This is a genomic window from Capnocytophaga sp. FDAARGOS_737 (assembly GCF_009730375.1).
GTDB lineage: Bacteria > Bacteroidota > Bacteroidia > Flavobacteriales > Flavobacteriaceae > Capnocytophaga > Capnocytophaga leadbetteri.
In genome coordinates, this window is sequence record NZ_CP046316.1 from 123,926 (window position 1) to 150,814 (window position 26,889).

Below are 26,889 nucleotides of genomic sequence, written 5' to 3' on the forward strand. Positions count from 1 at the left end.
CTTAAAATAGTATCAAAGATTATACCATTTGCCTTCGTCTGACAGTAATAATAATAGCGATACAGAAACGATATAGGAACGATACAGGAACATCGAACGATGAGCGAAGGATAAGCGAAGGATAAGCGAACCGTTACCGAAGTGGAAGCAGCTAAAAAAATATCTTCTTTAATGCTGCTAATTTCTTAAAAATATCTTATTTTTGCACGCTATTTATGAATTGAAAAATGAAGAAATATCATACCAAAACCTTTCTTTTTGCACTATTATTAATCCTCCTCATTTCCGCAGGGGCGGTGGTCTTCTTCTTTACTCATAAAGAGGACTATACTTCTGTAGAAGCTGTTGATACTGTGGGGCATAACAGCTATGTGGGGGCTGCTTCCTGCCGAGAATGTCACTCTGCTGAGCACCAGCAATGGCAGCTATCCGACCACTTCAAAGCGATGCAAATCGCTAATGACAGCACCGTATTAGGCGATTTCAACACTTCGTATACCGCCGATGGTATCACCTCGCGTTTCTTTAAGCGAGATGGCAAATTCTTTATCAATACCCAAAACGAAAAAGGCGACTACCAAGACTACGAGGTGCTGTATACCTTTGGCTATTACCCTCTGCAACAATATATTACCGACTTTCCTAACGGCAAAAAACAAGTCTTTCGGCAGAGTTGGGACAGTCGTAAAAAACAATGGTTTCACCAATACGCGGGCGAGGTAATTCCGCCTGACGACTATCTGCATTGGACGCAAGCAGGGCAGAATTGGAATCTGATGTGCGCCTCTTGTCACAGCACTAACTTACAGAAAAACCTCGACCCTTATACCGATTCTTACCACACTACTTACAGCGAACTGACCGTCGGCTGCGAGTCTTGTCACGGAGCTGCTGGCGCACACGTACAGAGCAAGGGCAAAGCGCCTTTAGTGCCGATGCAGCAACAAGGGCAGGAACTCACTGCCTGTATGCCTTGCCACACAAGGCGCGGCGAGGTAAGTCAGCACCACGGTTTTTCGGCTGAAGTAATGGACAACTACATACCCGAAGTGCCTGTAACCGACCTGTATTTTGCTGACGGACAGGTGATGGGCGAGAACTACAAATATTCGTCTTTCCTGCAGAGCAAAATGTATCAGCAGGGCGTTCGCTGCACCTCTTGCCATTCCCCTCATACGGGCAAACTAAAAGCCGAGGGCAGCAAGGTGTGCTTGCAGTGCCACGCGCCTAACTATGCCACCACAGCCCATACCTTCCATAAGGGTAACGATGCCGAAACTGACTGCCGCGTGTGCCATATGCCTACCCGCACCTATATGGGCAACGATGTGCGCCACGACCATAATTTCTATGTGCCGCGCCCCGACCTCAGTGCTAAGTACGGCACGCCTAATGCCTGCAATGCCTGCCATAGCGATAAGAGTGCCCAATGGGCAGCCAAAGCAGTGGTGCAATGGTATGGCAAAGAGCGGAAGCCTCATTTTGCCGAAAACCTCATTATCGGCAGTAAGCAGACCGCGGAGAGTCTGCCCCGACTGCAATCGCTATTGCAAACCCCTAACACCCCCGATATTATACGGGCGGCAGCCCTGCATTACTTAGGGGGGCAACCTTCAGAAGCACGCTTTCCGCTGATAGTCAAAGAGCTGACGGCTGCTGATGCCCAAACGCGTTATCGGGCGGTGATAGCCCTAAGCGAGTACCCCCTATCGCGCTACGAAGCCCAGTTGCTGCCGCTGCTGACCGATAAGGTGAAGGCGGTGCGTATGGTAGTTGCCAATGTCATACTTACCCAAAAAGGCTGGGACAATGCGCGCGCTATGAGTCCGCATTTCGAAAAAGCCCATCAGGAGTACCGCGATTTTGTACTCTCGCAAGCTGATTTCCCGTTAGGAAGTGCTACGGCAGGCGACTATTTTGTGAAGATAAACCAACCCGTTGAGGCTATCCGCTTCTACGAGCGCGCGCTTCAGAAAGACAAAAATCTGAACTATCTACGGCTGAACCTCGCTACCCTCTACAATGGCGAGGGGCAAAACGACAAGGCAGCCGCTGTGCTACACACCGCCTTGCAATACGAGCCCAAAAATGCTGAAATATACTACTTTTTAGCGCTGCTGTACAGCGAAGAAAAGCGATACACGGAAGCTAAAAACGCCTTTGAAAAAGCGATGCAGCTCGGTATGAAAGACGAAAACATACAACGAAATTATAGAAATTTATTGCAGCTATTGGTTGGTATAAAAAAATAGCTTATATTTGCCGTGCGAAACAGAAAAAACACGAAAAAAAATGAATAAAAAATTAATGACCCTTGGAGTTCTTGCTACCCTTTTAGCAGCTCCTAACTATCTTGCAGCTCAAGAAGCAGACGAGATGGCACCTAAAAACAGTATTGACATCACTGCGCAGATACGTCCGCGTTTTGAGTACCGCAATGGGGCTTATCTGCCTTTGCAAGACGGCGATGCACCTGCTATTTTGGTGAACAACCGCACTCGTCTGAACTTTGAGTACAATAACGCTGACCGTCTGAAAGTGTACGTGTCATTGCAAAATGTGAACATTTGGGGGCAAGCACCTCAAATACAAGCCACTGATAAAACAGGCGGTATGTCAGTATTTGAAGCATATGCGGCATTCCCATTGGCTGAGCAAGTAAACATCAAATTAGGACGCCAAGTGATAGCCCTTGATGATGACCGTATTTTTGGTTCTCTCGATTGGCACCCAGCAGGTCGTAGCCACGATGCTGTAAATATCAATTGGGCACCTAACGAAGATTTTACCCTACGCGGCTTTATAGCTTACAACCAGTCGGCTGCATCTCCACTAAATGTAAACTTCCCTAAAGGACAGTATTTTAGCGGAGGACAACCTTACCAACACTTAGAAGCGCTACACGCTCACTACCACATCGCTCCTACCCAACAGCTTTCATTCTTATTTGCTAACTTAGGCTATAAGACTGATGCTGCTAAGGCTAACAATATGCAAACTTTTGGGGCGCACTACGCAGGCAAGAGCGATGAGGTAACCTATGGCGCTACTGCTTACCTACAAACCGGCAAAAACGCTGCAGGTGTTAGCAAAAGTGCTTATATGTTCGCGCTTAATGCAGGATACCGTTTCTCTCCTATCTTTGCTCTTACAGCAGGTCTTGATTACCTAAGCGGTAATGCAACTGATGACACTTCAGGCAAAGACAAGGCTTTCGATCCTTTCAGCGGTACTAACCACAAGTTCTATGGCCTTATGGATTACTACTTTGTAGGAGCTCCTGGTTCTAACAATGCTCCTGCACAAGGATTGCTAAATCCTTACCTTACTGCTAATGTTCGTACAGGCGAAAAGAGCAACCTAAGTGCTACTTACCACTTCTTTGGTCCTGCGGCTAAATACCAAGTAGGTACTAAAAAACACAGCAGCTATGGTAGCGAAATAGACTTAGTGTACAGCTTGAAAGTACAACCTTTCGTAGGACTACAATTAGGCTACTCTACCTATTTAGTTAATGATGGTACTAAAGCGCTTAAAGGTACACCTAACCCACGTGCTTACCAAGACTGGTTATGGTGCAGCCTAAACATCAATCCTAAGATTTTCTCTGCTAAATTCTAATTAGAGATAAAAGACGAAAGACGAAATACAAACGTCTTTCGTCTTTTGTATTTCGTCTCCTTGTCTTTTGTATTTATGAAGAAATTTACTATCAGCTTATTCTTATTGCTACTTATAGTAGTTGGGGGGGTATACCTCTTGGGCTACGGCTATCTCTTCAAAGCCGTAAGGGTAGTGTATGCCACAGGGCATAGCACTACTTTTTTAGATGACTACACTTATTTTGATAACCGCACTATCAGTCGCAGTACTACCCCGCAAGCGTGGGCACTTGCCGCTGAATATAATCAAGTGGCTGAAACCCCTGAACTGCAAAACGCTCATCACAAGTATGGTACAGTAGCCTTCCTCATCATTAAAGGTGATAGTATATGGCACGAACGCTATTTTGATAACTATAACTCTAAGAGCAAGAGCAACTCTTTTTCAATGGCGAAAAGCTACGTGTCAGCGCTTTTGGGCAGGGCTATAACCGATGGCTACATAAAAAGTCTAGACCAGCCAGTAAGCGACTTTTTCCCGCAGTACAAAGAAGGTTTGGCGGCTAAGCTAACAGTAGGCGACCTTTCGTCTATGGCATCAGGTCTCGACTGGGACGAGGCTTATTATGACCCTTTTTCTATCACCACCCGTGCTTATTTTGACGAGCATTTTCGCGAAAAGATGCTACAGCTAAAGATTACCTCTGAACCGGGGAAGGCTTTTAAGTACCTCAGTGGTAACACCTTTTTGTTAGGGATGGTAATAGAGAAGGCAACAGGCAAAACCCTTAGTGAGTATCTTGCAGAAGCGCTTTGGCAGCCTATGGGGTGTGAGGGTGAGGCACTTTGGCAGTTAGATAGTGAAGAAAGTGGATTAGAAAAGGCTTATTGCTGTATAGCCTCTAATGCCCGCGATTTTGCTCGTTTGGGCAAGCTCTACCGCGACCACGGCAAGTGGGACGGCAAACAGCTATTAGATAGTGCATTTGTAGCTAAATCGGTACAACCCCGCTTTGCTGACCACCCTGAGTATGGCTATGGCTGGTGGTTGTTAGATTACAAGGGCATTCACTTCTTTATGATGCGCGGACATTTGGGGCAATACGTTATTGTCAATCCAACTGATAAGGTTATCATAGTGCGTTTAGGGCATAGTCTCTCAGATGAAGCCCCTGAAGGCAGTACATTTCCATCTGATATTTACACCTATATTGATGAAACGTACAAAATGATTAATGGGAATTCATAATTTATAATTCAAAATTAAAAGAAGGTGCTCCATAAAATAAACCTCGAAGATATACTTTTTTTAGACATTGAAACAGTTCCTCAGTACCCTGATTACAGTTGTGTACCGGCAGCTGCACAAGCCTTATGGGAAGAAAAAACGCAATACCTGCGCAAGGACGAGCATACTGCTGAAGAATATTATAATCGTGCAGGCATATGGGCTGAGTTTGGCAAGATAGTATGTATATCGGTAGGTTATTTTTCTTTCCGACACGAGCAACGCACCTTTAGGGTAACCTCATTTACAGGCGAAGAAGACAGCTTATTACGTGATTTTGTGCGTTTGGTAGAAGAACATTTTTCTCGCCCTAACAAGCTTTTTTGTGCTCATAATGGCAAGGAGTTTGATTTTCCTTATCTCTCACGGCGTATGATTATCAATGGTATTCGTATTCCAAATAAGTTGCAACTCTTTGGCAAAAAGCCTTGGGAGGTACCCCACCTCGATACCCTTGATCTCTGGAAGTTCGGCGACTATAAGCATTACACTTCTTTAACTCTCTTAGCCCACACATTGGGTATTCCTTCGCCTAAAGATGATATTAATGGCAGTCAAGTACGCGATGTATTTTATGAAGAAAACGATATACATCGTATTGCTACTTATTGCGAGAAAGATACTATAACGGTAGCCCAAATACTATTGCACCTGCGTTACGAACCGCTCTTAACAGACGATGAAATACTCATCATTCCGCGCTAATACTATTAGTACTTGCTTATTTTAGATAAGTAGGTTCGAAATAAGCGATATCTTCAAAATTAGCGGCTTTATACTTCTCTATAGCAAAAGGAATCATATCTTTGGCCTCGGGGAAAGCTCCTGCAATAAATGTAGCATTAGGATGTTGGCAGATAGTAGCAAACTTAGTACTACCATCGCCTAAGAATGTCACTTTACCCTTATCCAAATACTCTTTATAACTGTCTGCATCGAGTATTTTAGCTTCAGTAGGAGATACAAAACGATATTCGCTATCAAATACAGCACTATAAACCTCCATACGGCGCGCATCGAGCATAGGAATAATGCAATCAGCTGCTACTTGGTGCGCAAGGATTTGCAAAGTAGGAATACCTATAAGTGGCTTGCCAAGAGCAAAACACAATCCTTTGGCAGTAGCAACCCCTATGCGCAAACCTGTATAAGAGCCTGCGCCTGCGCTTACGGCTATAGCATCAAGGGAAGAAAGCGGTACCCCTGCTGTAGTCATCACAGTTTCAATAAACAAATGTAGATTTTCAGAGTGCGTGAAGTGTCCTGCATTCTGAGCTTTAGTAGCTAAAATTGTGTCATTATCAGTAAGGGCAACTGAACAGTTCACCCCTGATGTTTCTATATGAAGTAATTTCATTATCTGTTGCCTATTATCTATTCCCCGATAAAACGAATACTATTTCCCCTTTGATATTTTTGTCTTTATAATACTCTAATAACTCTTGTAGTGTACCACGCTGGGTTTCCTCGTGTACTTTGGTAAGTTCTCGGGAGATACTTGCTTGACGGTCAGCCCCGAAAGTAGTGATAAAATCGGTGAGGGTTTTAAGTAATTTATGAGGAGAGACGTAAAAAATCATCGTTTTAGTTTCTTGAGCGAGGAGCTGTAAACGTGTTTGACGCCCTTTTTTGTCGGGTAAAAAGCCTTCAAAAGTAAAACGAGCATTAGGTAAGCCACTGCTTACTAAAGCGGGTACGAAGGCAGTAGCCCCTGGTAGGCACTCTACAGCTATCCCCTCGGCTATACAAGCCCTTGCAAGTAAGAAGCCAGGGTCGGAAATAGCTGGTGTACCAGCATCGGTTATAAGCCCTACTGTAGTACCCCCTTTGATACGTTGCACCCAAGTGTCTACCACCTTGTGTTCATTAAACAGGTGGTAGCTTTGCATTGGGGTGTGAATATCATAGTGCTTTAGCAATTTGCTGCTAGTACGAGTATCTTCGGCCAAGATGACCTCTACTTCTTTGAGCAAACGTAGCGCACGTAGGGTTATATCTTCTAAATTGCCGATAGGAGTCGGGATAAGATACAATTTGCTCATTATTCAAAACGGCGTAGAATAAGGTGTAAGAAGCGTTCTTCGTACTCTTCTTTGCCTTTCCAATTATTATAAGTAGGTTTTACTTGTTGTTGAATATATTGCGCCGCCTCTTCTAATGAGTGGAGTTGGTTTAAGTGTTGTAGCACACGGTTATACTCACTTTCACTTCCGAAGAAAAGCTTTTGTATGAAAGCCAACTTATCGTTTAGCCCTATTTGTATTTCCTTGCTGAAGCGGTCGTTTAGCGACTGTGCGGGTTTTACCTCCTCAGTATGGTCTTTTTTGTCGAAAGCTGTAGCTTTTGATTTTGCTAAAAACTCTTCAAGCGAAGGTGTCTGACGAAGTATTTGTTGCTCTTCTGTCAGATGTTGTTGCTGAATAAAGTTTTCTGGCTGTGCTGATTGTACCGGCTGAGCTACGGGTGCTTGTGCAGCTGCTGTAGGTTGCGCTGTCTGATGTGGGTGCAAACGCTCAGCTGTTAGCACTTGCTCTACTACTGAAGTAGGAGCTTGCTCAGGTGCTGCTGCGTGTATTGGCTCGTGTACGGTCTCTGCTTGTTGTGGACGAGGAGGTACTATAGGTTGCTCTATTGATACTGCCCAATCAGGAGTAGAAGCCTCGCGCAATGGTTGCTGTGTATTAATAGTAGTAGGAGGAGTTATGTTCTCTACTGGCTGAGTCACTGCTTGTGCTACTGGAGCGGCTTGCACTGGAGCAGCTACTGTTGTTTGTGCAGGTGCTACTTCTGATGCAGGGGTTGCTGCAGGAGCTGGAGTAGCTACAGGAGCAGAAACTGGTGCGGCTACTTCTGCAGGCGGATCATCAGGAAGAGTGTAAGAATGCCAATCGTTCCAATCTTGATATAAAGAGGTAAGATCTTCATCAGAAGTATTCGTTACTGGTTGAGCCGCTGCGGGTTCAGTTATTGCAGCTTCAGGGGAAGCAAACTGTGTCATCTCTACTACCGAATCTGTTGTGGTTTCTGGAACTTCAGCTGGAGTAGGTTCTGCTACTACTTCAATAGAAGCCGCTGCGGTCTCTACAGGAGGAGTAGCAAAGTGAACAGGCTCTACAGGTGCCGGTTCAGCTGCTGGAGTAGGTTCTGCAGGAGGAGTAGTAAAGTGAACAGGCTCTACAGGTACTGGTTCAGCTATTGGAGCTGGTTCAGTCACTACTGTTGCAGGTGCTGGAGTAGGGTCTGTAGGAGGGGTAGCAAAGTGAATAGGCTCAGCAGGTGCCGGTTCAGCAGGAGCTGGCTCAGGTGTTGGTTCAGGAGTAGGCTCAGCAACCTTCTCGGCTATTGGTTCAGCAGCAGCCTGAACGGGTGCTGGTTCCATAGCTACAAAAGCAGGTTTTTCAGCCGGTGTTTCTTCTATCAAAGGCTGCTCAAGAGGTTGTAACTCTTTGAAAGCTACATCAATATTGAAGATGTTTTCCTGTTCATCAATAAAATTAGCAACCTTTCGCAAGGTATAAGTCATACGTTGCTCTGAGGTTCTTAGCATTTGGTAGTATTTTTCGACAAAGCCCAATATAGTGATTTTCTCAGAAATCTTATGCGCTTTTTGGCTAAGCTCGCTGAGATTTAATCGCCCTTGATAGGCTATAATTTCGGTGGCTAAATCAACTAATTCTTGCTCTAATGTTTCTTTCATAGCAAATGGAGTTTATGATGTGGCAAAGATACAATTTTTTTGGTAATCTCTTGCTTATTTTTCTAAAAAACTTTCTTATTCTTTTTATAGCTCTCTTTTCTTTTTGTGCTTCAGTAGTTTAGCTGTACTTTTCTCTAATACTTTCAAACTCTCTAAATAAGATTGTTCTACAGGCGATAACGTTTTCGCTTCGTAAGTTCGGTATTCTTGTGTTGCTTTTTGTATAGCTTGCTCGTGACTAATATTTCCGGCTCCTTTTAGTACTCCTTTGCCATAATTGGCTGAAAATTTGTCTAATTCTTCTATCCAATCTTTCATATACATAGGTGTCTGCATTTCTGCTTTGAGTTCTGCTAAATCAAAAAAAGCAGAAACAAGGCGGTTTAAGCGGAATAACTCCTCTTCTGTAAGATAATTCTTGGCGATTTTAGCTTCATTAAGCGTAGGCAATGCTCCTTTGAAAGTAGTCAGTCCCATAAAATCTTTGCTACTATCAGCTTTGTGATAAATTAGTTCTGCTGAAGTTTGTTCGCTGCTGGCATAATGCAGTTTGTTCTGTACTACTTTGAAAAAAGCAATAGTAGTTTCACTTTTAGGATCGTAGTCTAAACTGGTAGCATACAAATCGAGTACTTGACGGTATAAAGCCTTTTCACTAGAACGAATATCTCTAATTCTATTAAGCAGCTCTTTCCAATAGTTGCCCCCAGCATTACCTTTCAGCCGCTCATCATCCATTGTAAAACCTTTTATAACATATTCTTTAAGCCTTTCGGTAGCCCATTGTCTAAAACGCGTTCCTTGTACTGACCTAACGCGATAGCCTACTGAAATAACTACATCTAAATTGTAGTGTTTTACTTCTCTTTCTTGAGTTTTACTCTCTATTGCACCGTGCTTATAGGTTTGTCGGAAACTCCGACAGACCACTTTTTCATCTAATTCTCCTTCCTCAAAAATGTGAGAAATGTGTTCCGTGATAGTACTACGCCCTTTTCCAAATAAAGTAGCCATTTGTTCTTGCGTAAGCCATACGGTTTCGTTTTCAATCTTTACATCTATTTGTACTGAACCATCTTCACGTTGATAAAGTATGATTTCTCCTTTTTGTGCTTCCATTTTTTATATTTGCGCAAAAAGACTTCAGCTCTCTTATGAGGGCTAAAGTCTTCTTATTTATTAGGTGTCTCTTTATGCTACTTTCTGTGCGGCTTACTTTACTGAGGCTTCGTAAATACCCTCAATGGTCTCTGCTAACATTTGGTTGAATTCTGTATCTGTTTGCTGAGCAGAAAGTCCTTGAGTGAGAGCACGTGAGAAACTAGCGATTACTCCTTTGTTCTTAGCCAATATTTCATTGGCTTTTTCGCGAGGATAGCCCCCTGAAAGGGCTACTACACGTACTACACGAGGATGTTTAGTAAATTCTTTATAGAAATTATCAATAGTAGGCAAAGAGAGTTTGAGCATCACGTCAGAGGTGTCGCGCAAACGATCTAAATGCTTCCTGATTTCATCGCGTAGGATAGCTTCTGCTCTTGACTTATCAGGAATGGTAATGTCTACCTCTGGCTCAATAATCGGAACAAGTCCTGCATCGATAATGACTTGCGCTACCTCAAACTGTTGGGCTACTACTTGTGCAATACCTCTGGGAGAGGCTTCTTTGATTACTGAACGCATCTTAGTACCGAAAATATGTCGCTCGTTGGCACGCTTTAGTAGGTCTGGTAGTCCGTCGATTGGCTTCATCAGTTGTACCCCATCACTATCGATATCTAAAAGTCCTTTATCTACTTTGAGGAAAGGAATAATGTGTTTTTCTTCCCAAAGATAATCAGCCGTGTATTTACCGTCGATAAGGTTATCCATTGTCTGCTCGAAGAGGATAGCCCCAAGTATTTTTTCACTATTGAAAGCAGGACTTTTGATGATACGAGTGCGCATTTGGTGAATAAGAGCAAACATTTCAGCATCGTTAGTATACTGACTTTCGTCTATCCCATAGAGCTTTAATGCTTTAGGAGTGCTCCCCCCACTTTGGTCGAGTGCCGCAATAAAGCCCTTTCCATTTTTCATTTGTTCAAGTTGTTCTTTTTTCATTGTAAAAACCTTTATTTAATGCCACAAAGGTACAACATATTTTTCTAAAAAACAAATGTACTTGTAGGTAATTCTTCTTCATTTACCAAATTGGCGTCAGTGACGGGGCTCCAAGCATAGCGTACCGACTTAGGGATACGGACTTGCTCGCAACTTACCTTGACCTCATCGCCTACTATCTCGGCAGTGGCAGGATAGAAAATACCATTGCCATCAGAAAGCTCGAACCCACGTATGGGCTTATTGTCGGAGGTGTGCAAGCCTTTGGCGTAATTGAAGCTAACAAAGGCTGCCCCTTCGGCAAAATGTACCGAACGCAAAAGAGGTCCTGAGGGGGTAATATGCTGCTTATCGTATGTTCGATTTAGCGCCCAACGCGCTAAACGCTCGCCTATAGGTTGCTTGTTTTTGGGGTGTACATCGGTACGGTGACCGTAGTCGTAAGACACTGCCATACCGCTATAGGGCACCTCGGAGAGCAGACGGCGTTGCGAATCGCGGAACCAACCCCAAGAAGGGCGGTTGATGCTCGATAACTGCACATAGTAAAACGGCAATTTAGGATTTTGAAACGTTTCCCGCCAACTTTTTACCAATAGCTTAAATAGCTTAGAATGAGCATCTTTATTATGAGCATTCGATTCTCCCTGATACCATATCACTCCTTTGATAGGGAAGTCTTTTAGCGGCAATATGGCTGCCTCGTACAGATAAGCAGGCTCATAGGGGTGGCGCTGTAGTTTGTCCGTACTCTTTTTGATATTTTGAGAGGCACGCTCGCGTACCCATTGCATTATAAAATCGTTATTACGCCAATCGTATAATATGCGAGGGAAATTGTTTTCAAGAGTATTTCTGCCAACCCACGCTTCAGTAGGAGAGCCTCCTACAGCATTGCAAATCAGTCCGATAGGCATATCTAAATCTTTTTGTAGCCATCTGCCGAAATAATAGCCTACGGCTGAAAACTCAGCTGCGGTTTTCGGGGTACATTCTTGCCACTGTGTATCGCGATAGTACTGTAGGTGGTTGAGCGAATCGAGGACTGTGGCATTCCACTCTACCGCATCGGTACGCCAGCGGGCTTTCATATCGTAGAAACGTATATTAGGATTAGTGGCTCGTGGTATATCAGTAGCTCCGGTAATGATTTGTTTGAGCATAAACTCCATATTTGATTGCCCTGAACAGAGCCATACCTCGCCAGCTACCACATTTTTGAGTATGCGTTTCTGCTTGCCAGCTACTATGCTAAGCGTATAGACTTCTTTGGCTTTCAGCGGGTCTAAAACTACTTGCCAATTGCCATTTTCGTCGGCTACGGCGCTGTATTTCTGTTTGCCTATACTCACCATTACCTTAGTGCCTGTATTGGCGGTACCTTTTATCGGTAATGGCTGTCCGTGCTGTAGCACCATATTATCGGTGTAAATAGCAGGCAATTGCAGTCCACCGTAATCGCCAGTGATAGCACTGTATACTACCTTAGCCAAGCGAGCAGCGCCTTCAGCATTAGGATGCAGTCCGTCGGGGAGCAACTGAGGATAAGGGTAAAGAGGCGCGTGGAAATCTATCAGTTGGGCTTGCGCCTCGCGGGCTACCATCGTAATAGCCTCTTGAATCTCGGCGTGCCAATCGCGGGTGCCTGACTCGAAGCGCGGGTGCCGATGTGAAATAGGACTCATCTGCGCCAAAAGGATACGCGCCTGAGGATTGACTTCCTTGAAAGAAGCGATAAGCTGTAGATAGTCGCTTACAAAATTATCGCGGTAGTTAGGCCAGTTGCGAGGGTCGGTATCGTTGATGCCTAAGTGGATAACCACTATATCGGCTGCAAAAGCAAGTGCTTGTTTATACTCATCTTGTTGGGTGTAGGGGCGGTGACCTTTGTTGAGCAAGGTAGCCCCTGATTTGCCAAAATTGCCTACTAAATAAGCTTTGCCTAAAGCGCGCTGCAATACTGAAGGGTAGGCATCTTGGGTTCTGTTTTCGAGCAAATAACCATAGGTAATGCTGTTGCCTACACAGGCCACTTTAGTCAGTTTTTTTTGAGCTCCTGCCCCCAATGAGAGTAGCAGCAGCATTGTCAATAATATTTTTTTCATTCTGATATGGTTTTTCTGTTGTTATAGTCCACCGATGCGCACTAAACTACCCAATACAACCATTGTAACCCCTAAGAGTGTTACACAGATGATGTGCACTGCCATTTCAGGTAGTTTTTTGATATTTCCTTTGCGCAGCTGAGGTAGTACACGTGTTTGCGCCGAGATGGCAAAACACACAGAAGTAAGCAAACAAAGGAGTTTTAGGGAAACTACTTTTTCTATTGAAAAATCGAAGTGCAGCCAAGTGCTGAAACTTACTCCGTAGTCGTATGCCATTAGTATACCCGTGATAACCAACACTAAGAGTGATGGCATTCCGATAGGCTCGTACGTTTTTTCGAAATTGCCTATATAGCTAAAATCGTTGTGCTTAAGCGCTTTAGGGAGGTAGCCTATAGCCAACACTAAGTGTCCGCCTACCCATATAGTAGCCGCCACTAAATGCAAAATTAAAAGGATATGATGTGTGTACATTACTTATTATTAAATGTGTTCATTGTTATTGCAAGTCCTGCTAAGCCATATGAGAGTACTGCCTCAGCACATTTAGCTACGCGCTCAGGGAGTAGTGTTTGTTCTTCGGGCGCCCACTCGCCTAATACGTAGTCTATCTGTTTACCAGACTCGAAATTACTACTGATACCGAAGCGCAAACGGGCGTACTCTTGGGTACCTAACTGATACTGAATATCTTTAAGTCCGTTATGTCCGCCATCACTACCTTTCCCTTTGATGCGCAAGGTGCCGAATTTTATATTGAGGTCATCGCAGACTACTAATAGATTTTCAGCCGTCAAACGTTCTTTTTCGAGCCAATAGCGTACTGCTTTGCCACTGAGGTTCATATAAGTAGAGGGTTTCAGCAGTATAAATGTGCGCCCTTTCACTTTTATCTCGGCGAGGTCGCCCAGCTTTTGAGTGGTGAAAGAAGCATTATGGTCTTTAGCCAACTTATCGGCTACTAAAAAACCGATGTTGTGGCGCGTATTAGCATATTCAGCCCCTATATTGCCGAGGCAAGCAATTAGATATTTTTTCATAGCTACAAAGGTAATAATAATTTGCTAAATAGGCAATTTGTTTGCGTTTTTAAACCACAGGTTCGCCGTAGAGGTCGTAATCGGTGGCATCTATGATTTTTACTTCTACAAAATCGCCTGTTTTTACGTAGTGTTTTTTGGCATCGATAAGTACCTCATTATCGACATCGGGAGAGTCGTACTCAGTACGCCCTACAAAGTAATTGCCCTCTTTGCGGTCGATGAGACAACGGAAAGTCTTGCCTACCTTCTGTTGGTTGAGTTCCCACGATATTTGCGACTGTATTTCCATTATCTCGTTGGCACGAGCGAGTTTTACCTCTTCGGGTACGTCGTCTTCAAGGTCGTAGGCGGTGGTATTCTCTTCGTGGCTGTAGGTGAAGCAACCTAAACGGTCAAAACGCATTTCTTTCACAAAGAATTTTAGCGCCTCGAAGTCGGCTTGGGTTTCACCTGGGTAACCAACGATTAGGGTGGTGCGTATTGCCATTTCGGGCATCGCCTCGCGGAATTTCTTCAGCAGTTTAGTGGTTTTCTCTTGGGTAGTGCCGCGCTTCATACTCGCCAAAATAGGGTCGGAGATGTGCTGCAACGGTATGTCTAAGTAATTGCATATTTTGGGCTCTTCTTTCATCACCTCTATGACGTCCATAGGGAAGCCTGTAGGGAATGCGTAGTGTATGCGTATCCACTCGATGCCTTCGACTTTTACGAGGGCGCGGAGCAGGTCGGCAAGAGCGCGTTTTTTGTAGAGGTCGAGTCCGTAGTAAGTAATATCTTGAGCGATGAGTATCAGCTCTTTAACGCCTTTGGCAGCGAGCTTTTCGGCTTCGGTGACAAGCGCCTCGATAGGGGTGGAAATGTGAGCGCCCCGCATCAGTGGGATAGCACAAAAGCTACAAGGGCGGTCGCAGCCCTCAGATATTTTGAGATAAGCGTAATTTTTAGGGGTAGTGGTGAGGCGTTCGCCTATCAGCTCGTGCTTATAGTCCGCCCCCAATACTTTTAGCAGTGCAGGCAGTTCGCTAGTGCCGAAATACTGGTCGACATCGGGTATTTCTTTTTCTAAATCGGGTTTGTAGCGCTCAGAGAGGCAGCCCATCACGAATACCTTGTCGATTAGGCCTGCTTCTTTCTGCTGCACATAGTCTAAAATGGTGTTGATGCTCTCTTCTTTGGCGTTATTGATAAAGCCACAGGTGTTGATAACCACGATATTACCCTCTTGCTCGTGAACTACATTTTTGCCGCCAGCCTTTAGCTGCCCCATAAGGACTTCGCTGTCGTATACGTTTTTAGAGCAACCGAGGGTTACTACGTTTATAGTGTTTTTCTTTATACTTCTTGTTCGCATTTGTTGTTAGTTTCAGGCGGCAAAGATACGGATAATTTGCTAATTAGGCAATTTGTGGATTTCGTTAATGAGAGGAAAGGGAAGGCTGCGGGAAGTAATAAATTATTTTTATCTTTGCACCCTTAAAAAAAACATACAAAAAAATGAAGAAAAGATTTTTGATAGCGGCTTTTTTTGCGCTATTTTTAGGAGGTATTGCCGTAGCACAATCTCAAGAGCAAGCCTCAACCCTTACTGAACTACAAGCTGAAAAAGAAAAATTGGAAGCCAAACTCGCTAAAGTCCTTGAAGAGAAAGAAAATGCAGAAAATTCTTTAATAGGTAAATACAAAGATGTAGCATTTGCTTTTAATAACCACATCAGCAAAAAACAAAAGAAGTTTGCTAAGATTGTTTTGCGAGGTGCCAAACGCAAAGAAAAGCGAATTAAAAAGGAATTGAAAAGGCTTAATAAACGTATTGAGAAAATTAGCAAATTAGAGAATTAGAAAAATCCCCGCTTATAGGTTGTTCTATGAGCGGGGATTTTTATGTTTATTCGGGGGCAGAATAGGTTACTATATCAATACCAATGCCGTTGGGGTCTATAATAGCAAAATGACGGTCGCCCCAAGGTTCTTCGCGAAGCTCTATGGCAATGGGTACTCCTTGCTCTTTTAGGCTGTGGTAATACTCATCTACATTCTCTACTTCAATGGTGAGGTATACTCCCTGTTGGGTAAAAGGTTTTTGAAAGAGAGGCTGTTGCGAAGGGTGATTAGGCAATAAAAAACTGATTTCTGCCTCGTGATTGGGGGTGTGCAACAGCAAATAAAAGTCGTTTTCAAAAGTAATACCAAATTGCAATACTTGAGTGTAGAAAGCCTTGCTCTCGGCTAATTTCTCGGTTATAATACCTGCGTTTAATTTCATTCTGATAATGTATTTGTTATTCGGCGGCAAAAGTACCGCAAGCACAGGGAATGTGATTGTAAAAAACGGACAAAAAATGACTAGTCTAAATCAATGTCAAATAACATTTCTAAATCTGTCTTATAAATAATACTTATTTCTGTATTGTATAATAAGAAACCAGAAACTTTAGGAGGATAAACTTTATCTAAAGTTTGTTCTTCTAAAATGAACTCCTTTCTTAACTGCATTAGTAATCTGCCAAGAGCGTTTTTACCAACTAAAAAACCATTTTCTTCTTTTGCCCCCCAATCTCTATCTTTATTGGATAATTCTACAATAGGTTTTTCTTCTGTTTTCCTTAGAAGTTCCGAAAGTCGATGATAATTATGTAAAAGTTTTATTTTTAAAACCCAATACATTATATCATATTTTTTTTGTTCCCAATCTTGACGAGTATATTTATAGTGTTTTTTACTAATCATTTTAGCTGTCATTGGGCTATTTTGGTTTATTATTTCCTCTTGTATTGCAGGAAAAAGAGGATATCTACAAGCCTGATATAAGGCTTCTGACGAAGGGATAATAACATTATTTACCAAAATCGAAAAACCAGAAGCCATATTAGATAAAGCTCCAAATGATTCTTTTGTACTTCTAAAAGTAATGACTTCTTCTTTCTTGTATGTTCTCTCGTTTGTATTCATATTCCTCTATTTTTAAGTGAAAATAAGGGTGTCCAATTATGTCCAAATACATCCCACCAAAATACTATTGGGCAAGTGTTAGAGATATTTCTCCAAGTAAAAAACAAAGTACCTGTTCCTAATGTTTTATGTGATTTTACAGTGTCTCCTAAAGGCCTTTTACGAGGGTCTGGATTTTCTTTTTTTACCTTTTGTAACAATTCTAATCCTTTGTCTAAAATTATCTTCTCAAATTTATTTCTATTCTCTTTAGAACTAAAAAAAGTTTCTTCTAAGGGTAGCTGTTCTGGTCTAAATGTAGGAGGAGAATAAGGGTTGTTTACATTAAGTTTTCCTATATATTCTGATATTTTACTAGATTGTTTATCAATAGGATAAGTACAATTTATCTTTTGTTTCTGAGCAATCCATTCGGGTTTTAATTTATTTTCTATTATGTAATTAGCTTCTATATCCAATATATCTTTTAAAGGAACTCCTATATCTTTTCCTAATCCCCATAATATGTTTCCATATCCTAATGTATGATAACAAAATAGACTTAAGGCAATTGTTTTTTGCTTATTAATAAAAGAATCTCGCTCTTTTTCTATAATAGATTTTAAATCTCTACTTATAGTTCCTCCTGTGGCTAAAATATCATCAAAATAAATATAATGTTTCTTTGAAGATATCTGTATTAAAAAATTATAGTCTATTCCGTACTCTTTTTGTAATATTTCTTTTACTAAAACTAAAATTTCTCTCTGACTTTTTTCTTCTTTTTGAAGATCAATAAAATAAGCATTTTTAATAAAGTCATTCATAGATGAGTATTTATATCTTATTCTAAAAGATTCTAAATGTTCTTTTAGAATAGAAATGGCTTTTTCTTTTGAAACATATATATTTGGTAAGAAATGAAGAAGTTCTGTTAGTATAAACTCACCATCACCTCCAAATTGTTCAGCCCATTTTAAAATATGTTCAACAGACATTTTATGTTTTGTGTCTGGGTAATCACAGTGATAATCTTTTAGTATTTCAAATATTTTTTCTGCTAATTCTTGCATATTTAAAAAGTGTCTTTTGTAGTAGAAAGTATGAATTAGTAATTTATGAGGGCAAAATTAATTAAAAAATCGTTACTTCAAAATCTTTTTAACATTTTACTATATAAATACCTTGCTAGGGGTATCGCCGTATAATGTTTTAAACGATTTGATAAAGTGGGCTTGGTCGTAATAAGTGTCTAAAAAGGAATGGTTGTGATAGGCTTTTGTACTTAGTATATGCTGGAAGCGCACAATATTGCTAAAAGTCTTTGGGTTATCGCCTATGTAGTAGTCGAAAAGGCGGCGCAACTGTCTGGGGCTGATGCCTGTATCTAACTGACTAATATGCATCGTGCCTTTGCTTTGCAATATCTGTGAAAGTGCTGAGAAAAAGCGGTTGTCAATCTGCAAAGGACGTTGTAATAGGTGGCGGAGAAAATAGACGTCTAAGCACTGTGCTGTGGCAGGTAATGATAGAGGAGCTCCCAACTGCTGAGCTATAAAAGTAGCCAACGCGGGAACTACCTCGCGTAAGGGGATTTCTTGTGCGCTGATTTCAAAAGCATCTTGACCAAAAAGTAACGGAAAGGCACTAGGCAGGAAGCGCACCCCTACATAGTGGAAAGCCCCCGTTATAGGAAACTCTATGTATGTATTGCAATAGCCCATAAGGGAACTCATCTGCGGGTTATCGCATTCAAAAAACAAGTCGATGCAGCCATCGGCAACTACTCGATAGAAGAAAGGTGTGTTGCGTGGAGGAGATTTCAGTTCCCAATAGCAATAGATAAATGGACGCAAAGCCTCGCAGGGAAGAAACTCGGTATAGGTAACCTCTTTTTCTTCCGCAGGAATAACCGATTGCATAGGGTGATAATAGGGGCGAAGTGATAACACGCGTATTGCTATTGATTGAATGCAAAAGTACAAAGAATTAGCCAATTAGGCAATTTGTGGATTTGGTTGATGGGAGGAATAGGAAGGCTATGAAGGCTGAGAGGGCTGGAAGAGGAATGAGATAATGATATTTTCAAGTTTATAAAATCCCCGTTTATAGGTTGTTCTATAAGCGGGGATTTGTTGATTTTGCTAATTGTTATCGGCTAATGACTATCCATTGTCCGGTGGTGCGGGTGTTGTAGCGGTTGTTGTACATCGCTTCGGCATAAGTGCCTGGTAGATAGTATCTACCTGCATACGATGCGTTTAACTTCAGCTTTATCACCTTAGTTTCGTTGGCTCTAAGTGATAAATAGAAGTTCGCACGGTCATCGCGGAAATCGGCGTAGTCTATATACTCGTTATCATCAGCTCCGTAATCGGTGAAGCGGGTGTTGATAATCTCAAACCCTGAAGGGATGAGCTGTGTAAGAGCAACGTTATCTACCCGCTCGTTGGTGAGGTTGCGCACCTCTATAGAGGCGGTTAGCTCGGTGCTTTGACGTAGGGTGCTGACATCTATCGTTTGTCCCTTATTATTATGGAAAACTGTTTTGATAGAAAGTCCGTTTTGCATAGCTAACTCTTGTCCCACAGGTAAGACTCCGCTGCTAATTAGGCGTACGTAAAGCGTTTGCTTTGAGTTGTTTTTCACCTGTACAGGCGTTTGTCCTTTGGTGTTGAGGGTTACTTGTACCATTGGTTCGCTTGAGCTTACTTTTTCGGTCTTGCCATTTACGGTATAGGTAGCCTCGAAGCTCTTGCCACTCTTGTTTACTGCTACGTACTTAGCCATAGCATAAAGCGAATAGGCGGTGGTTTGAGTGCTGAGCCAATCGTTAGAAGATAGTTTTTCGGCTATCTCGGCTGCCCAACGAGCAGCATCGGTTTTTCTGCCTATTAGTAGGGCTGTTTCCATTGCCATTGCCTTGTTGCGCCATACGGAACCATAATAATAATCGCTGTCCTCATCTATAGCAGTGGTGAGGAAGAGTTTTTCGGCCGTCTGTTTCTGACCAATAAGAGCATAAGCCGCTGCTAAGGTACGTTTGGCATTTTCGCTTATATCTTTGAGTTCGCGTAGGCGGTTCATAGCTCCTTTGTTGGCACTACCGGCTAAAGCCAAAGTATAGAGGCGGTAGGCTTGCGCGAAATCATTGCCATATTCGGGTTCGTATCGCCATTGGCGCGCTTCAGTATTCTGGTAGTCTAACCACTTCTGCTTGCTGCCAGAAGGTAATACATAGCCTTTCTTCTCGGCTTCGATATAGAAGTGACCAATGTATGAGGTAACCCAATTATCGGCATAACGACCGCCTTTCCAATAGCTGAAGCCACCGTTGCTCAATTGGTTTTCGTGTAGCTTGCTAATAGCCGCTTTGACATTCTTGCTCACTTCGTCGGCTTTGTCTTTGCTAAGCGTTATAAAGTCGGCTAAGAATAGCTGAGGGAATGCGCCAGAGGTAACTTGCTCGCCACAACCGTGAGGGTAACTGATGAGGTAGCCCAAACGCTGGTGTAGGTTCACCCCTGGGAAGCTAGAAATCTCGAGAACTGTTTTATTCTTTTCGCCTAAAGCAGCCGTGTTGAGGGTCTGTGCTTGTCCGCTAGTAAGTACTGCATTTTGTACCGCATAGGTAAGCGGATTAGGGTTGTAAACGCCCATTTCGACCTCGTAAGTAGCTTTTTCTTTGCCAGAAGTAGCGGTTATTTTGACCTTGCCTACCCCTTGTTGGGCAGCTTCGAGTTCAAAATAAGCCATTTGCTCTCCGTTTTTGGTAAAGGTGAGCGACTGTTGGCTATTACCTACTACCTTGAACTGTCCGTTAGTGCTAACGCTAAGGCTTACGTTGCGCACGTGGTTTTCCATAGCAAATACAGTTACTGGCAATACTACTTTTTCGCCAGGTACGGCTTTGCGTGGCAATGAGCCTAAAAGCGATAATGGGCTAGTAACCGGTATGTCTTTCTTCTCGGCACTACCATAGGCGTTGTTCTTGACATCGGCTGCTACTACCATTACACGGGCAGACCCCATATAGTTAGGAATCGCTACTGAGTGAGTATTGCTGCTGCCTTTCTTGAGTTCGAAAGGCCCTTTGAAGATGACGAACGGTTTGAACCTATTGGCTTTTTGAGCTTCGCTACCGCCCAAATCTTCGTCGCCCCCTATACTGAATGCCTGATTGATAGTGCCTCCATAAGCCCCTATCACATCATTATACACGTCCCAAGTTTTTACGCCCAAAGCGATTTTAGAGAAGAACGCATTCCAAGGGTTAGGGGTGCGGAAGCGGGTGAGGTTTAGCAAGCCGTCTTCTACAATGGCTAATGTATAATGCATTGGCTTGCCTGTTTTTTCGCTTACCTTTATGTTCACTTTTTGGTTAGGGATGAACTTATCAGGGGCTTGTATCACCGGAGTTAATATGGTATTAGGGTCTACTACCTTTATAGGAGCCACGCCATAGAGGCGTATAGGGGCATCGTTGGCAGTTTGGTTATGCGGCTGCAAGAGGGTAACGTATAGGTATACATTAGGGGTCATCTTGCTAGTAATAGGTAGGGTGAAGTTGGTTTCTTTGTCGGTTGTTTCTACCCAATGCGTTTCGAGTACATCACTACCGTTTTCTACTGATACGAGGGCACGTCCGCCTTTATCAGAAGGGAATGAAAGAGTCGCTTTTTCGCCTACGCTATACTCCTTTTTATTAGTACCCAAGGTTAGCATAATGGCTTCGCTACCTTCGCCGCCACGTGACTTGCCGCTCCAGCTACCCCAATCGAAATAGACGGTAGTACCACAACGGTGACCGCTTTGCTCATCGGTGAGTAGGACAAAATATCTGCCCCAATTATCGTCAGAGATGTTGAGGTTAAACTGCGCCTTGCCCTGTGCATTGGTTATTAGGCGGTGTTGCTCGTACAAAGCATTGCTACTGCTGCTGTTGTAAGTAGAGATGTTTTGGTTAGAGGCGTCCCACCACCAATTCCAACCTACTTTATAGACAGCTACGGTAACCTCTTTGCCTTTTAGCGGTTTGCCATTTTCGTCTAACACTATGGTTTCGAAAGTATGGTCTTGCTCGGTGTCATAATAGTCGTATTTGTTTACGGCAGGGAGGTGTAGCCCCACATACTCGCTATAAGGCGAATACATAGCCGAGCATACATCGGTACTAAAGTCGCCACCACTTTCGTTGGCTTGGGTTAGGAAGTTCACCTTTAGCATACCAGGGGCTTGCATTTGGTTAGGCTTGAAGAAGAAAGAAGCATAGCCATCGGCATCGGTACGACCTTCGTATAGGTTGAACTCTTCGCCCTCGAAATCATAAGCTTTGTTATTGAAGAGGTATTTTTCATAGCCTTTGAAAGCTGTTTCGGTAGGGTAGAACTTCGCTTTTACGCTTACCCCTGTATTGCCCGCTGGGCTGCCGTGTAGCCAAAGCACCTGCAACTGCGCATTGCTACCATTGGCACTGATGCGCTTGCCACTAAGGTTATTTTCTATCTTTAGGCGGTTAGGCTTGATGGTTTCTACCTTTATCAGTTTGCTGAACTGAGAAGCCCCAGCAGAGATGAGGACATTCCAGCCTCCGGTAGGGGCATCGGCAGCTGTTTTGAGTCCGAATACGTATAGGTTGTTTTCTTTAGCCCCTTGCATCTGCTCGCTGATTACCTTGCCATAAGGGTCGCTAAAGCGCAATTTGATAGGAAGTTTTTCGGGGTTCTTCTGAGCAAAATCGTTAAGCACAAAGCTGAGGTGTATGCTATCGCCAGGACGGTATACGCCGCGCTCGGTGTAGATAAAGCCATTTAAGCCCTTTTGTAGCTTGATACCATCGATGTCGTAATTGCTGAGCGATAGAGGAGCTCCCTCGTCTAACTTCACATAGGTAGTGAATTTGTCTTTCTTCACCTTAGCAAAGTACGCACGGCTGCTGAGTTCTAAAACTGCCAACCCTTGTTTGTCGGTTTTGGCCTCTTGTATTTTCTGTTGCTGATAGGTGTACACCTCTATGGTAGCCCCTGATACGGGTTCGGTAGAAAGCAGGTTGTTCACCGCAAAGACATAGCTGTTGTTTTGTCCTTTTTTCACTATAACGCCAAGATCGGTAGAAAGCACATTGGTAACCGCCTTTTTGTTATAATAATACTCCTCATCGCAAGGGTTTTCGCTATAGCCCCAATAGTCTTCATCGTCATCGTAATAATACTCGTTGTAGTTTACATCATCGTCATTAAGCGATTTTTGTTCGTATGAGAGGTCTAAAGGCTCGGTATTTTGTCCTTCGCAGGCGTAGAGCGAATAGTTTTTCTTCATACCTATTTCGACCCTATAGATAGCGCCAGGTTCGGGAGTGATGAGGCTGGCGAGGTCTAAGGCGTAGGTATTCCAATCGTGTAGGGAATTGCGCACATCGTGGTCTAAAGCGATGACTTTGCGCGCAATAGGTTTGCCCACACGGCGCAGGCTGCCATCGGTGCTGCCCAAGCTGTTGTCTTGCAAAAACTGCAAGATATTATTTTCATAAATACGTGATACCTTTACGTGTACTGCACGCAGATTGATGGCCTGAAAGTTGATTTTGAGGTTAGCCGAGCTAGGTAGCAAGGTACCACTACGCACCAAGCGTACTTGAGGGTTGAGCGGTGGGAAGGAGATAGGTATATAGCGGTCTTTTGCCAAACGCTGACCATAGATGTTCTTCACCCCTTGCATTACATTGACAGTGAAGTTGGAAGCGGTGCTTACCTCTTCGCGCATCACCTTTAGCACGTTACCATTGACGCTGTATTTTTGGCTAACACCGCTAAGAGTTACCAATCCTTCGAAATCTTGGTTTTTATCTAAAGGGTCAGAGAAGTTTACGCTGAACACGCGGTTAGCTGAACTCTCATCGATGCGGACATTTACCACCTCGAAAACTCCTTTTTTAGGCAGGTTGAAGCTAAAAGGCAGTAAGTTCTCTTTTTTGACCCCTGAAGCGTCCCACTTCACCTCTAAGGTTTGTTCTTTATCGGTGCGAGGGAGGCTGTCGAACACTATCGCAAAGCGGTTAGACATCTGGTTAGACTGGAATTTTACCGACACCTTTTTGCCGCCCACAGTAGCCGAAAGGAGCTCTTTAGCCTCGTTATAAGTAAGCTGGTCGTTAGCGAGCAACTCGGCATTGAGGAAGTAGAGGTCTGGGCTGTAGGACTGTAGGTCGCCTTTTTGGATACGGAAAGCCTGCTCGAAAGTTTTGAGCGTGAAGTTAAACGCCTCGAGGGCTTTGTCATTGACCTCGAAGAGTTTTTTTAGCTGAAAAGACACTTGGTATTTGGTGTCTTGCTTAAGGGGCTCGTTGGGAATAAAAACTACCTCGGTAGGGGTAGCGCATACGACTTTACCCTTGACGTTAGGGGAGATGCTGAAGAGGTCGAGGCTCTCGATTTTATCCATCTTGTCTTGCGCAATGGGTTGGTTTAGCAGGATTTTCACCTCGGAATGGGCTGATACCAAACCAGAGGTGTAGCCTGAGATATAGGCTTTGAACAGCATAGGGTCGCTGTTGAAATTAGCATTTTTCTTACACGCAAAAAGGGTAAGTAATGCTACTAATAATAAACTAATTTTTTTCATATAATTATAATTTTTTTTGAATGATATACTACGGGTGATTTTCGCGGTAAAGGTACGAATGATTTTGGTAATTAACAAATTTTTTTTAACATCCCGCTTTGTAGATAAACATCCCCCCAGCCCCCTTCAAAGGGGGAGATGTGATGGTCAGTATACACGAAAAAAAATCTAGTTAGGGTAGGATTGTTAGCTGTTTGCTCTTCGGTTATTGTTCGCTAATCCTTCGCTAATTCTTCGTCACATACTCGGCTGTGCCAGCTCGCCGACTTTCCTTCGGTGTTCCTGTATTGTTTGTATAGGGTAAGTGTATTTAGAAAAATTTTCTGTAGCTGTGGAGGTACAATATCTTGATAATATAACTAAAAAAAAATATCTTTGCAGCCGTAGTGGTGGGGGTGAGAATTTTGAATTTTGAATTTTGAATTGGGTGGGACGAGTGGGACAGGTGGGACAGGTGAGAGAATTTTGAATTCTGAATTTTGAATTGGGGACAAGCTGCAAGCTTGCACCAGCGGGGGCTGTTAGTATTGTTCCTATTGAAAGAAAGGGAACTATCTCAGATAAAGAATTAGGAGAGCGAATAGCTTCGACAAGAAAGGAATGGAATAATTGTTCTAAATTGTAATGTTATGTCATTTGAAGAAGAAGTAGTAAAATCTTTAGATTCAACAAAAGAATTAAATTCTTTTCAACCAATGAGAGATATGGTTGCTTTAGCAAGGGGTAAGAATATTTCTGATAAAGAAATTAAGTCTAAACTGCTAAGTTTGTTTATCAAGTATTATGAAGAAGGGGAGAATAACAATGAAGAATCTCGTGATAGAGCTGATAAAATAGCAGATTTATTAGATGAAATGGATTATAATCGTGTTTAAAAGAAATAATGTATCTGATGTTTTAGGCGATGTATCAGATGTGTTGTTAAACGCAGAACAACTTAACTATTAGTAAAATATAAAATGACTAAAACCTTATTTTTCTTTACCTAACATAGAGACAAGCGTTTTAAAAGACTATAATGGCTTTAGATAGTGCGCGAGGGGAATTATGAATTTTGGGACGAGTGGGACTGGTGGGAGGATTGAGAAGGCTGAGAGGATTGGGAGGATTGGGACAGGTGAGACGAGTGGGACAAGTGAGACGAGTGGGACAGGTGAGACAAGTGGGACAGGTGAGACAAGTGGGACAGGTGAGACAAGTGGGAGTGCGAGCCGCACCAGCAGAGATGTGGGACGGGTGAGACGAGTGGGACAAGTGGGACAAGTGGGACAGGTGGGCGTATTTTTCTGTTTTTGTGGTTTATCATTTGTAATTTGTAATTATTTCGTATCTTTGTCGCTTGAAAATTATAATTGAAAAACATAATTATTAAAAAATGCTGCATTCTCAAATAATAGGCGAGGGGGGAACTCCTTTTATCATATTGCACGGCTTCTTAGGTATGTCGGACAATTGGCGTAGCTTGGGCTTGCGATATGCCGAAGCTGGCTATGAAGTCCATTTGATAGACCAACGCAACCACGGACATAGCTTTCACTCGCCCGACTTTAACTACTCGCTTATGGTAGCTGACCTATTGGCGTATGCCGAAGGACACCACCTGAAGGCTTTCCACCTGATGGGACACTCTATGGGTGGCAAAACGGCTATGCTCTTCGCTACAGAATACCCCCATAAGGTGCTTTCGCTTATCGTAGCTGATATGTCGCCTAAATTCTTTCCGCCTCATCATCAGCAGATATTGCAGGGATTGGCTTCGTTGGATTTCGACCAAATACACTCGCGCGCTGAAGCTGATAAGGCTCTTACTCCTTACGTTAGCGAGCCTGGGGTACGTCAGTTTTTGCTTAAAAACCTATATTGGGAGACTAAAGACCGCTTAGGTTTGCGCCTGAACCTGCCTGCCCTGATAGAGAACGAAAGCGAAATAGGGGCTGAACTGCCCGACAGCAATGTATATGAGGGCAAGACGCTCTTTTTGAAAGGCGAGTTTTCGGAGTATGTGATGCCTGAAGATGAAGCCTTGATATACACACACTTCCCGCACGCAATTATCGATACGATTAGCCAAGCGGGGCATTGGCTTCACGCCCAAAATCCTACTCAATTTTATCAAAAAACAATAGATTTTTTATGCGACAATATTTAATAGGTATTTTTGTAAGTGCTATCCTTATTTTTTTGTTGGGATACCTTAATGTAGGGGCTCAGATAGAGAACTTTTTTTCGGCTATCTTGGTGGCCTTTGTGCTATCGGTGCTCAATGTGATGGTGCGCCCTATTCTGACTATTATTTCTATTCCTATCACCGTTGTTACCTTGGGGCTTTTCTTGTTGGTAATTAATGCGGTTATCATTCTTTTGGCCGGCGAGGTAGTGAGTGGTTTTGTGGTGCACGGCTTCTGGGGCGGGATGATGTTTAGCGTATGTTTATCGCTGGCACAAACGCTTGTTTTTGGCATTATCGAAAAAGAAGAAGTTAGTAATTAAGTGCGCTGCA

At 43.0% G+C, this 26,889-nt stretch carries 23 protein-coding genes; 9 read left to right on the top strand and 14 right to left on the bottom strand.

All coding sequences use genetic code 11. The annotated features are described in order from the left end of the window. The first annotated feature begins 227 nt into the window (after positions 1-227). The 4 genes from FOC45_RS00575 (at position 228) to FOC45_RS00590 (ending at position 5,595) form a co-directional block, all read left to right on the top strand. Complete coding sequence (locus FOC45_RS00575; protein ID WP_009390874.1) at positions 228-2,252, top strand: multiheme c-type cytochrome; 2,025 nt, start codon at positions 228-230, stop codon at positions 2,250-2,252. Between the two features lie 40 nt (positions 2,253-2,292). Continuing rightward, on the top strand, positions 2,293-3,621 hold the full coding sequence (locus tag FOC45_RS00580; protein WP_009390875.1) for an alginate export family protein: 1,329 nt from the start codon (positions 2,293-2,295) through the stop codon (positions 3,619-3,621). 75 nt (positions 3,622-3,696) lie between these two features. Beyond that, a complete protein-coding gene (locus tag FOC45_RS00585; RefSeq protein ID WP_009390877.1) occupies positions 3,697-4,851 on the top strand; it encodes a serine hydrolase in 1,155 nt (384 codons plus the stop codon). A gap of 24 nt (positions 4,852-4,875) precedes the next feature. Beyond that, the gene (locus FOC45_RS00590) at positions 4,876-5,595 is read left to right on the top strand and encodes a 3'-5' exonuclease (RefSeq protein ID WP_009390878.1); all 720 of its coding nucleotides are present in this window, start codon (positions 4,876-4,878) and stop codon (positions 5,593-5,595) included. 16 nt (positions 5,596-5,611) lie between these two features. Here FOC45_RS00590 and tsaB read toward each other — a convergent pair whose 3' ends face one another. The 9 genes from tsaB to rimO form a co-directional block, all read right to left on the bottom strand. Next, entirely contained in the window at positions 5,612-6,247 is a 636-nt protein-coding gene (gene tsaB, locus FOC45_RS00595) for a tRNA (adenosine(37)-N6)-threonylcarbamoyltransferase complex dimerization subunit type 1 TsaB (RefSeq protein WP_009390879.1), read from the bottom strand. Positions 6,248-6,260: 13 nt separating this feature from the next. Continuing rightward, positions 6,261-6,932, bottom strand: coding sequence for a 16S rRNA (cytidine(1402)-2'-O)-methyltransferase (gene rsmI / locus FOC45_RS00600; RefSeq protein WP_009390880.1), 672 nt, complete (start codon positions 6,930-6,932; stop codon positions 6,261-6,263). Further along, the gene (locus FOC45_RS00605; RefSeq protein ID WP_009390881.1) at positions 6,932-8,587 is read right to left on the bottom strand and encodes a hypothetical protein; all 1,656 of its coding nucleotides are present in this window, start codon (positions 8,585-8,587) and stop codon (positions 6,932-6,934) included. Before FOC45_RS00605 ends, rsmI begins: the two co-directional genes overlap by 1 nt. 84 nt (positions 8,588-8,671) lie before the next feature. Further along, positions 8,672-9,706, bottom strand: a complete 1,035-nt coding sequence (locus FOC45_RS00610; protein WP_009390882.1) for a virulence RhuM family protein — start codon at positions 9,704-9,706, stop codon at positions 8,672-8,674. A gap of 93 nt (positions 9,707-9,799) precedes the next feature. Next, a complete protein-coding gene (locus FOC45_RS00615) occupies positions 9,800-10,690 on the bottom strand; it encodes a fructose bisphosphate aldolase (RefSeq protein WP_009390883.1) in 891 nt (296 codons plus the stop codon). A 44-nt stretch (positions 10,691-10,734) separates the two neighbouring features. Continuing rightward, positions 10,735-12,795: a GDSL-type esterase/lipase family protein gene (locus FOC45_RS00620; protein ID WP_009390884.1), complete on the bottom strand. Its 2,061-nt coding sequence runs from the start codon at positions 12,793-12,795 to the stop codon at positions 10,735-10,737. Positions 12,796-12,816: 21 nt separating this feature from the next. Beyond that, positions 12,817-13,272 (bottom strand): hypothetical protein, encoded by a 456-nt coding sequence (locus FOC45_RS00625; protein WP_009390885.1) that lies wholly within the window; start codon positions 13,270-13,272, stop codon positions 12,817-12,819. Then, positions 13,272-13,838, bottom strand: coding sequence for an aminoacyl-tRNA hydrolase (pth, locus tag FOC45_RS00630; protein ID WP_009390887.1), 567 nt, complete (start codon positions 13,836-13,838; stop codon positions 13,272-13,274). Before pth ends, FOC45_RS00625 begins: the two co-directional genes overlap by 1 nt. Positions 13,839-13,887: 49 nt before the next feature. Further along, on the bottom strand, positions 13,888-15,192 hold the full coding sequence (gene rimO / locus FOC45_RS00635) for a 30S ribosomal protein S12 methylthiotransferase RimO (protein WP_009390889.1): 1,305 nt from the start codon (positions 15,190-15,192) through the stop codon (positions 13,888-13,890). 143 nt (positions 15,193-15,335) lie between these two features. On the opposite strand from rimO, the gene FOC45_RS00640 reads away from it, so the two are divergent. Further along, complete coding sequence (locus FOC45_RS00640; protein ID WP_009390893.1) at positions 15,336-15,680, top strand: hypothetical protein; 345 nt, start codon at positions 15,336-15,338, stop codon at positions 15,678-15,680. 46 nt (positions 15,681-15,726) lie between these two features. Here FOC45_RS00640 and FOC45_RS00645 read toward each other — a convergent pair whose 3' ends face one another. From FOC45_RS00645 to FOC45_RS00665, 5 genes are all read right to left on the bottom strand, one after another. Continuing rightward, positions 15,727-16,104 (bottom strand): VOC family protein, encoded by a 378-nt coding sequence (locus tag FOC45_RS00645; RefSeq protein ID WP_009390895.1) that lies wholly within the window; start codon positions 16,102-16,104, stop codon positions 15,727-15,729. An 80-nt stretch (positions 16,105-16,184) separates the two neighbouring features. Next, complete coding sequence (locus FOC45_RS00650) at positions 16,185-16,790, bottom strand: NADAR family protein (protein ID WP_009390897.1); 606 nt, start codon at positions 16,788-16,790, stop codon at positions 16,185-16,187. Then, positions 16,787-17,842 (bottom strand): hypothetical protein, encoded by a 1,056-nt coding sequence (locus FOC45_RS00655; protein WP_009390899.1) that lies wholly within the window; start codon positions 17,840-17,842, stop codon positions 16,787-16,789. Before FOC45_RS00655 ends, FOC45_RS00650 begins: the two co-directional genes overlap by 4 nt. 99 nt (positions 17,843-17,941) lie before the next feature. Continuing rightward, positions 17,942-18,691: a helix-turn-helix domain-containing protein gene (locus tag FOC45_RS00660; protein ID WP_009390901.1), complete on the bottom strand. Its 750-nt coding sequence runs from the start codon at positions 18,689-18,691 to the stop codon at positions 17,942-17,944. A gap of 229 nt (positions 18,692-18,920) precedes the next feature. After that, positions 18,921-24,389 (bottom strand): alpha-2-macroglobulin, encoded by a 5,469-nt coding sequence (locus FOC45_RS00665; protein ID WP_009390902.1) that lies wholly within the window; start codon positions 24,387-24,389, stop codon positions 18,921-18,923. Between the two features lie 629 nt (positions 24,390-25,018). On the opposite strand from FOC45_RS00665, the gene FOC45_RS00670 reads away from it, so the two are divergent. The 4 genes from FOC45_RS00670 to FOC45_RS00685 all read left to right on the top strand — a co-directional run bounded on the left by FOC45_RS00670 (position 25,019) and on the right by FOC45_RS00685 (position 26,879). Next, a complete protein-coding gene (locus FOC45_RS00670; RefSeq protein WP_009390903.1) occupies positions 25,019-25,264 on the top strand; it encodes a hypothetical protein in 246 nt (81 codons plus the stop codon). 179 nt (positions 25,265-25,443) lie between these two features. After that, on the top strand, positions 25,444-25,629 hold the full coding sequence (locus FOC45_RS00675) for a hypothetical protein (protein ID WP_196774062.1): 186 nt from the start codon (positions 25,444-25,446) through the stop codon (positions 25,627-25,629). A 135-nt stretch (positions 25,630-25,764) separates the two neighbouring features. After that, a complete protein-coding gene (locus tag FOC45_RS00680; RefSeq protein WP_009390905.1) occupies positions 25,765-26,538 on the top strand; it encodes an alpha/beta fold hydrolase in 774 nt (257 codons plus the stop codon). Continuing rightward, positions 26,523-26,879 carry a phage holin family protein gene (locus FOC45_RS00685; RefSeq protein WP_009390906.1) on the top strand — a complete coding sequence of 119 codons (357 nt, stop codon included), beginning with the start codon at positions 26,523-26,525 and terminating at the stop codon, positions 26,877-26,879. Before FOC45_RS00680 ends, FOC45_RS00685 begins: the two co-directional genes overlap by 16 nt. Positions 26,880-26,889: the final 10 nt, after the last annotated feature.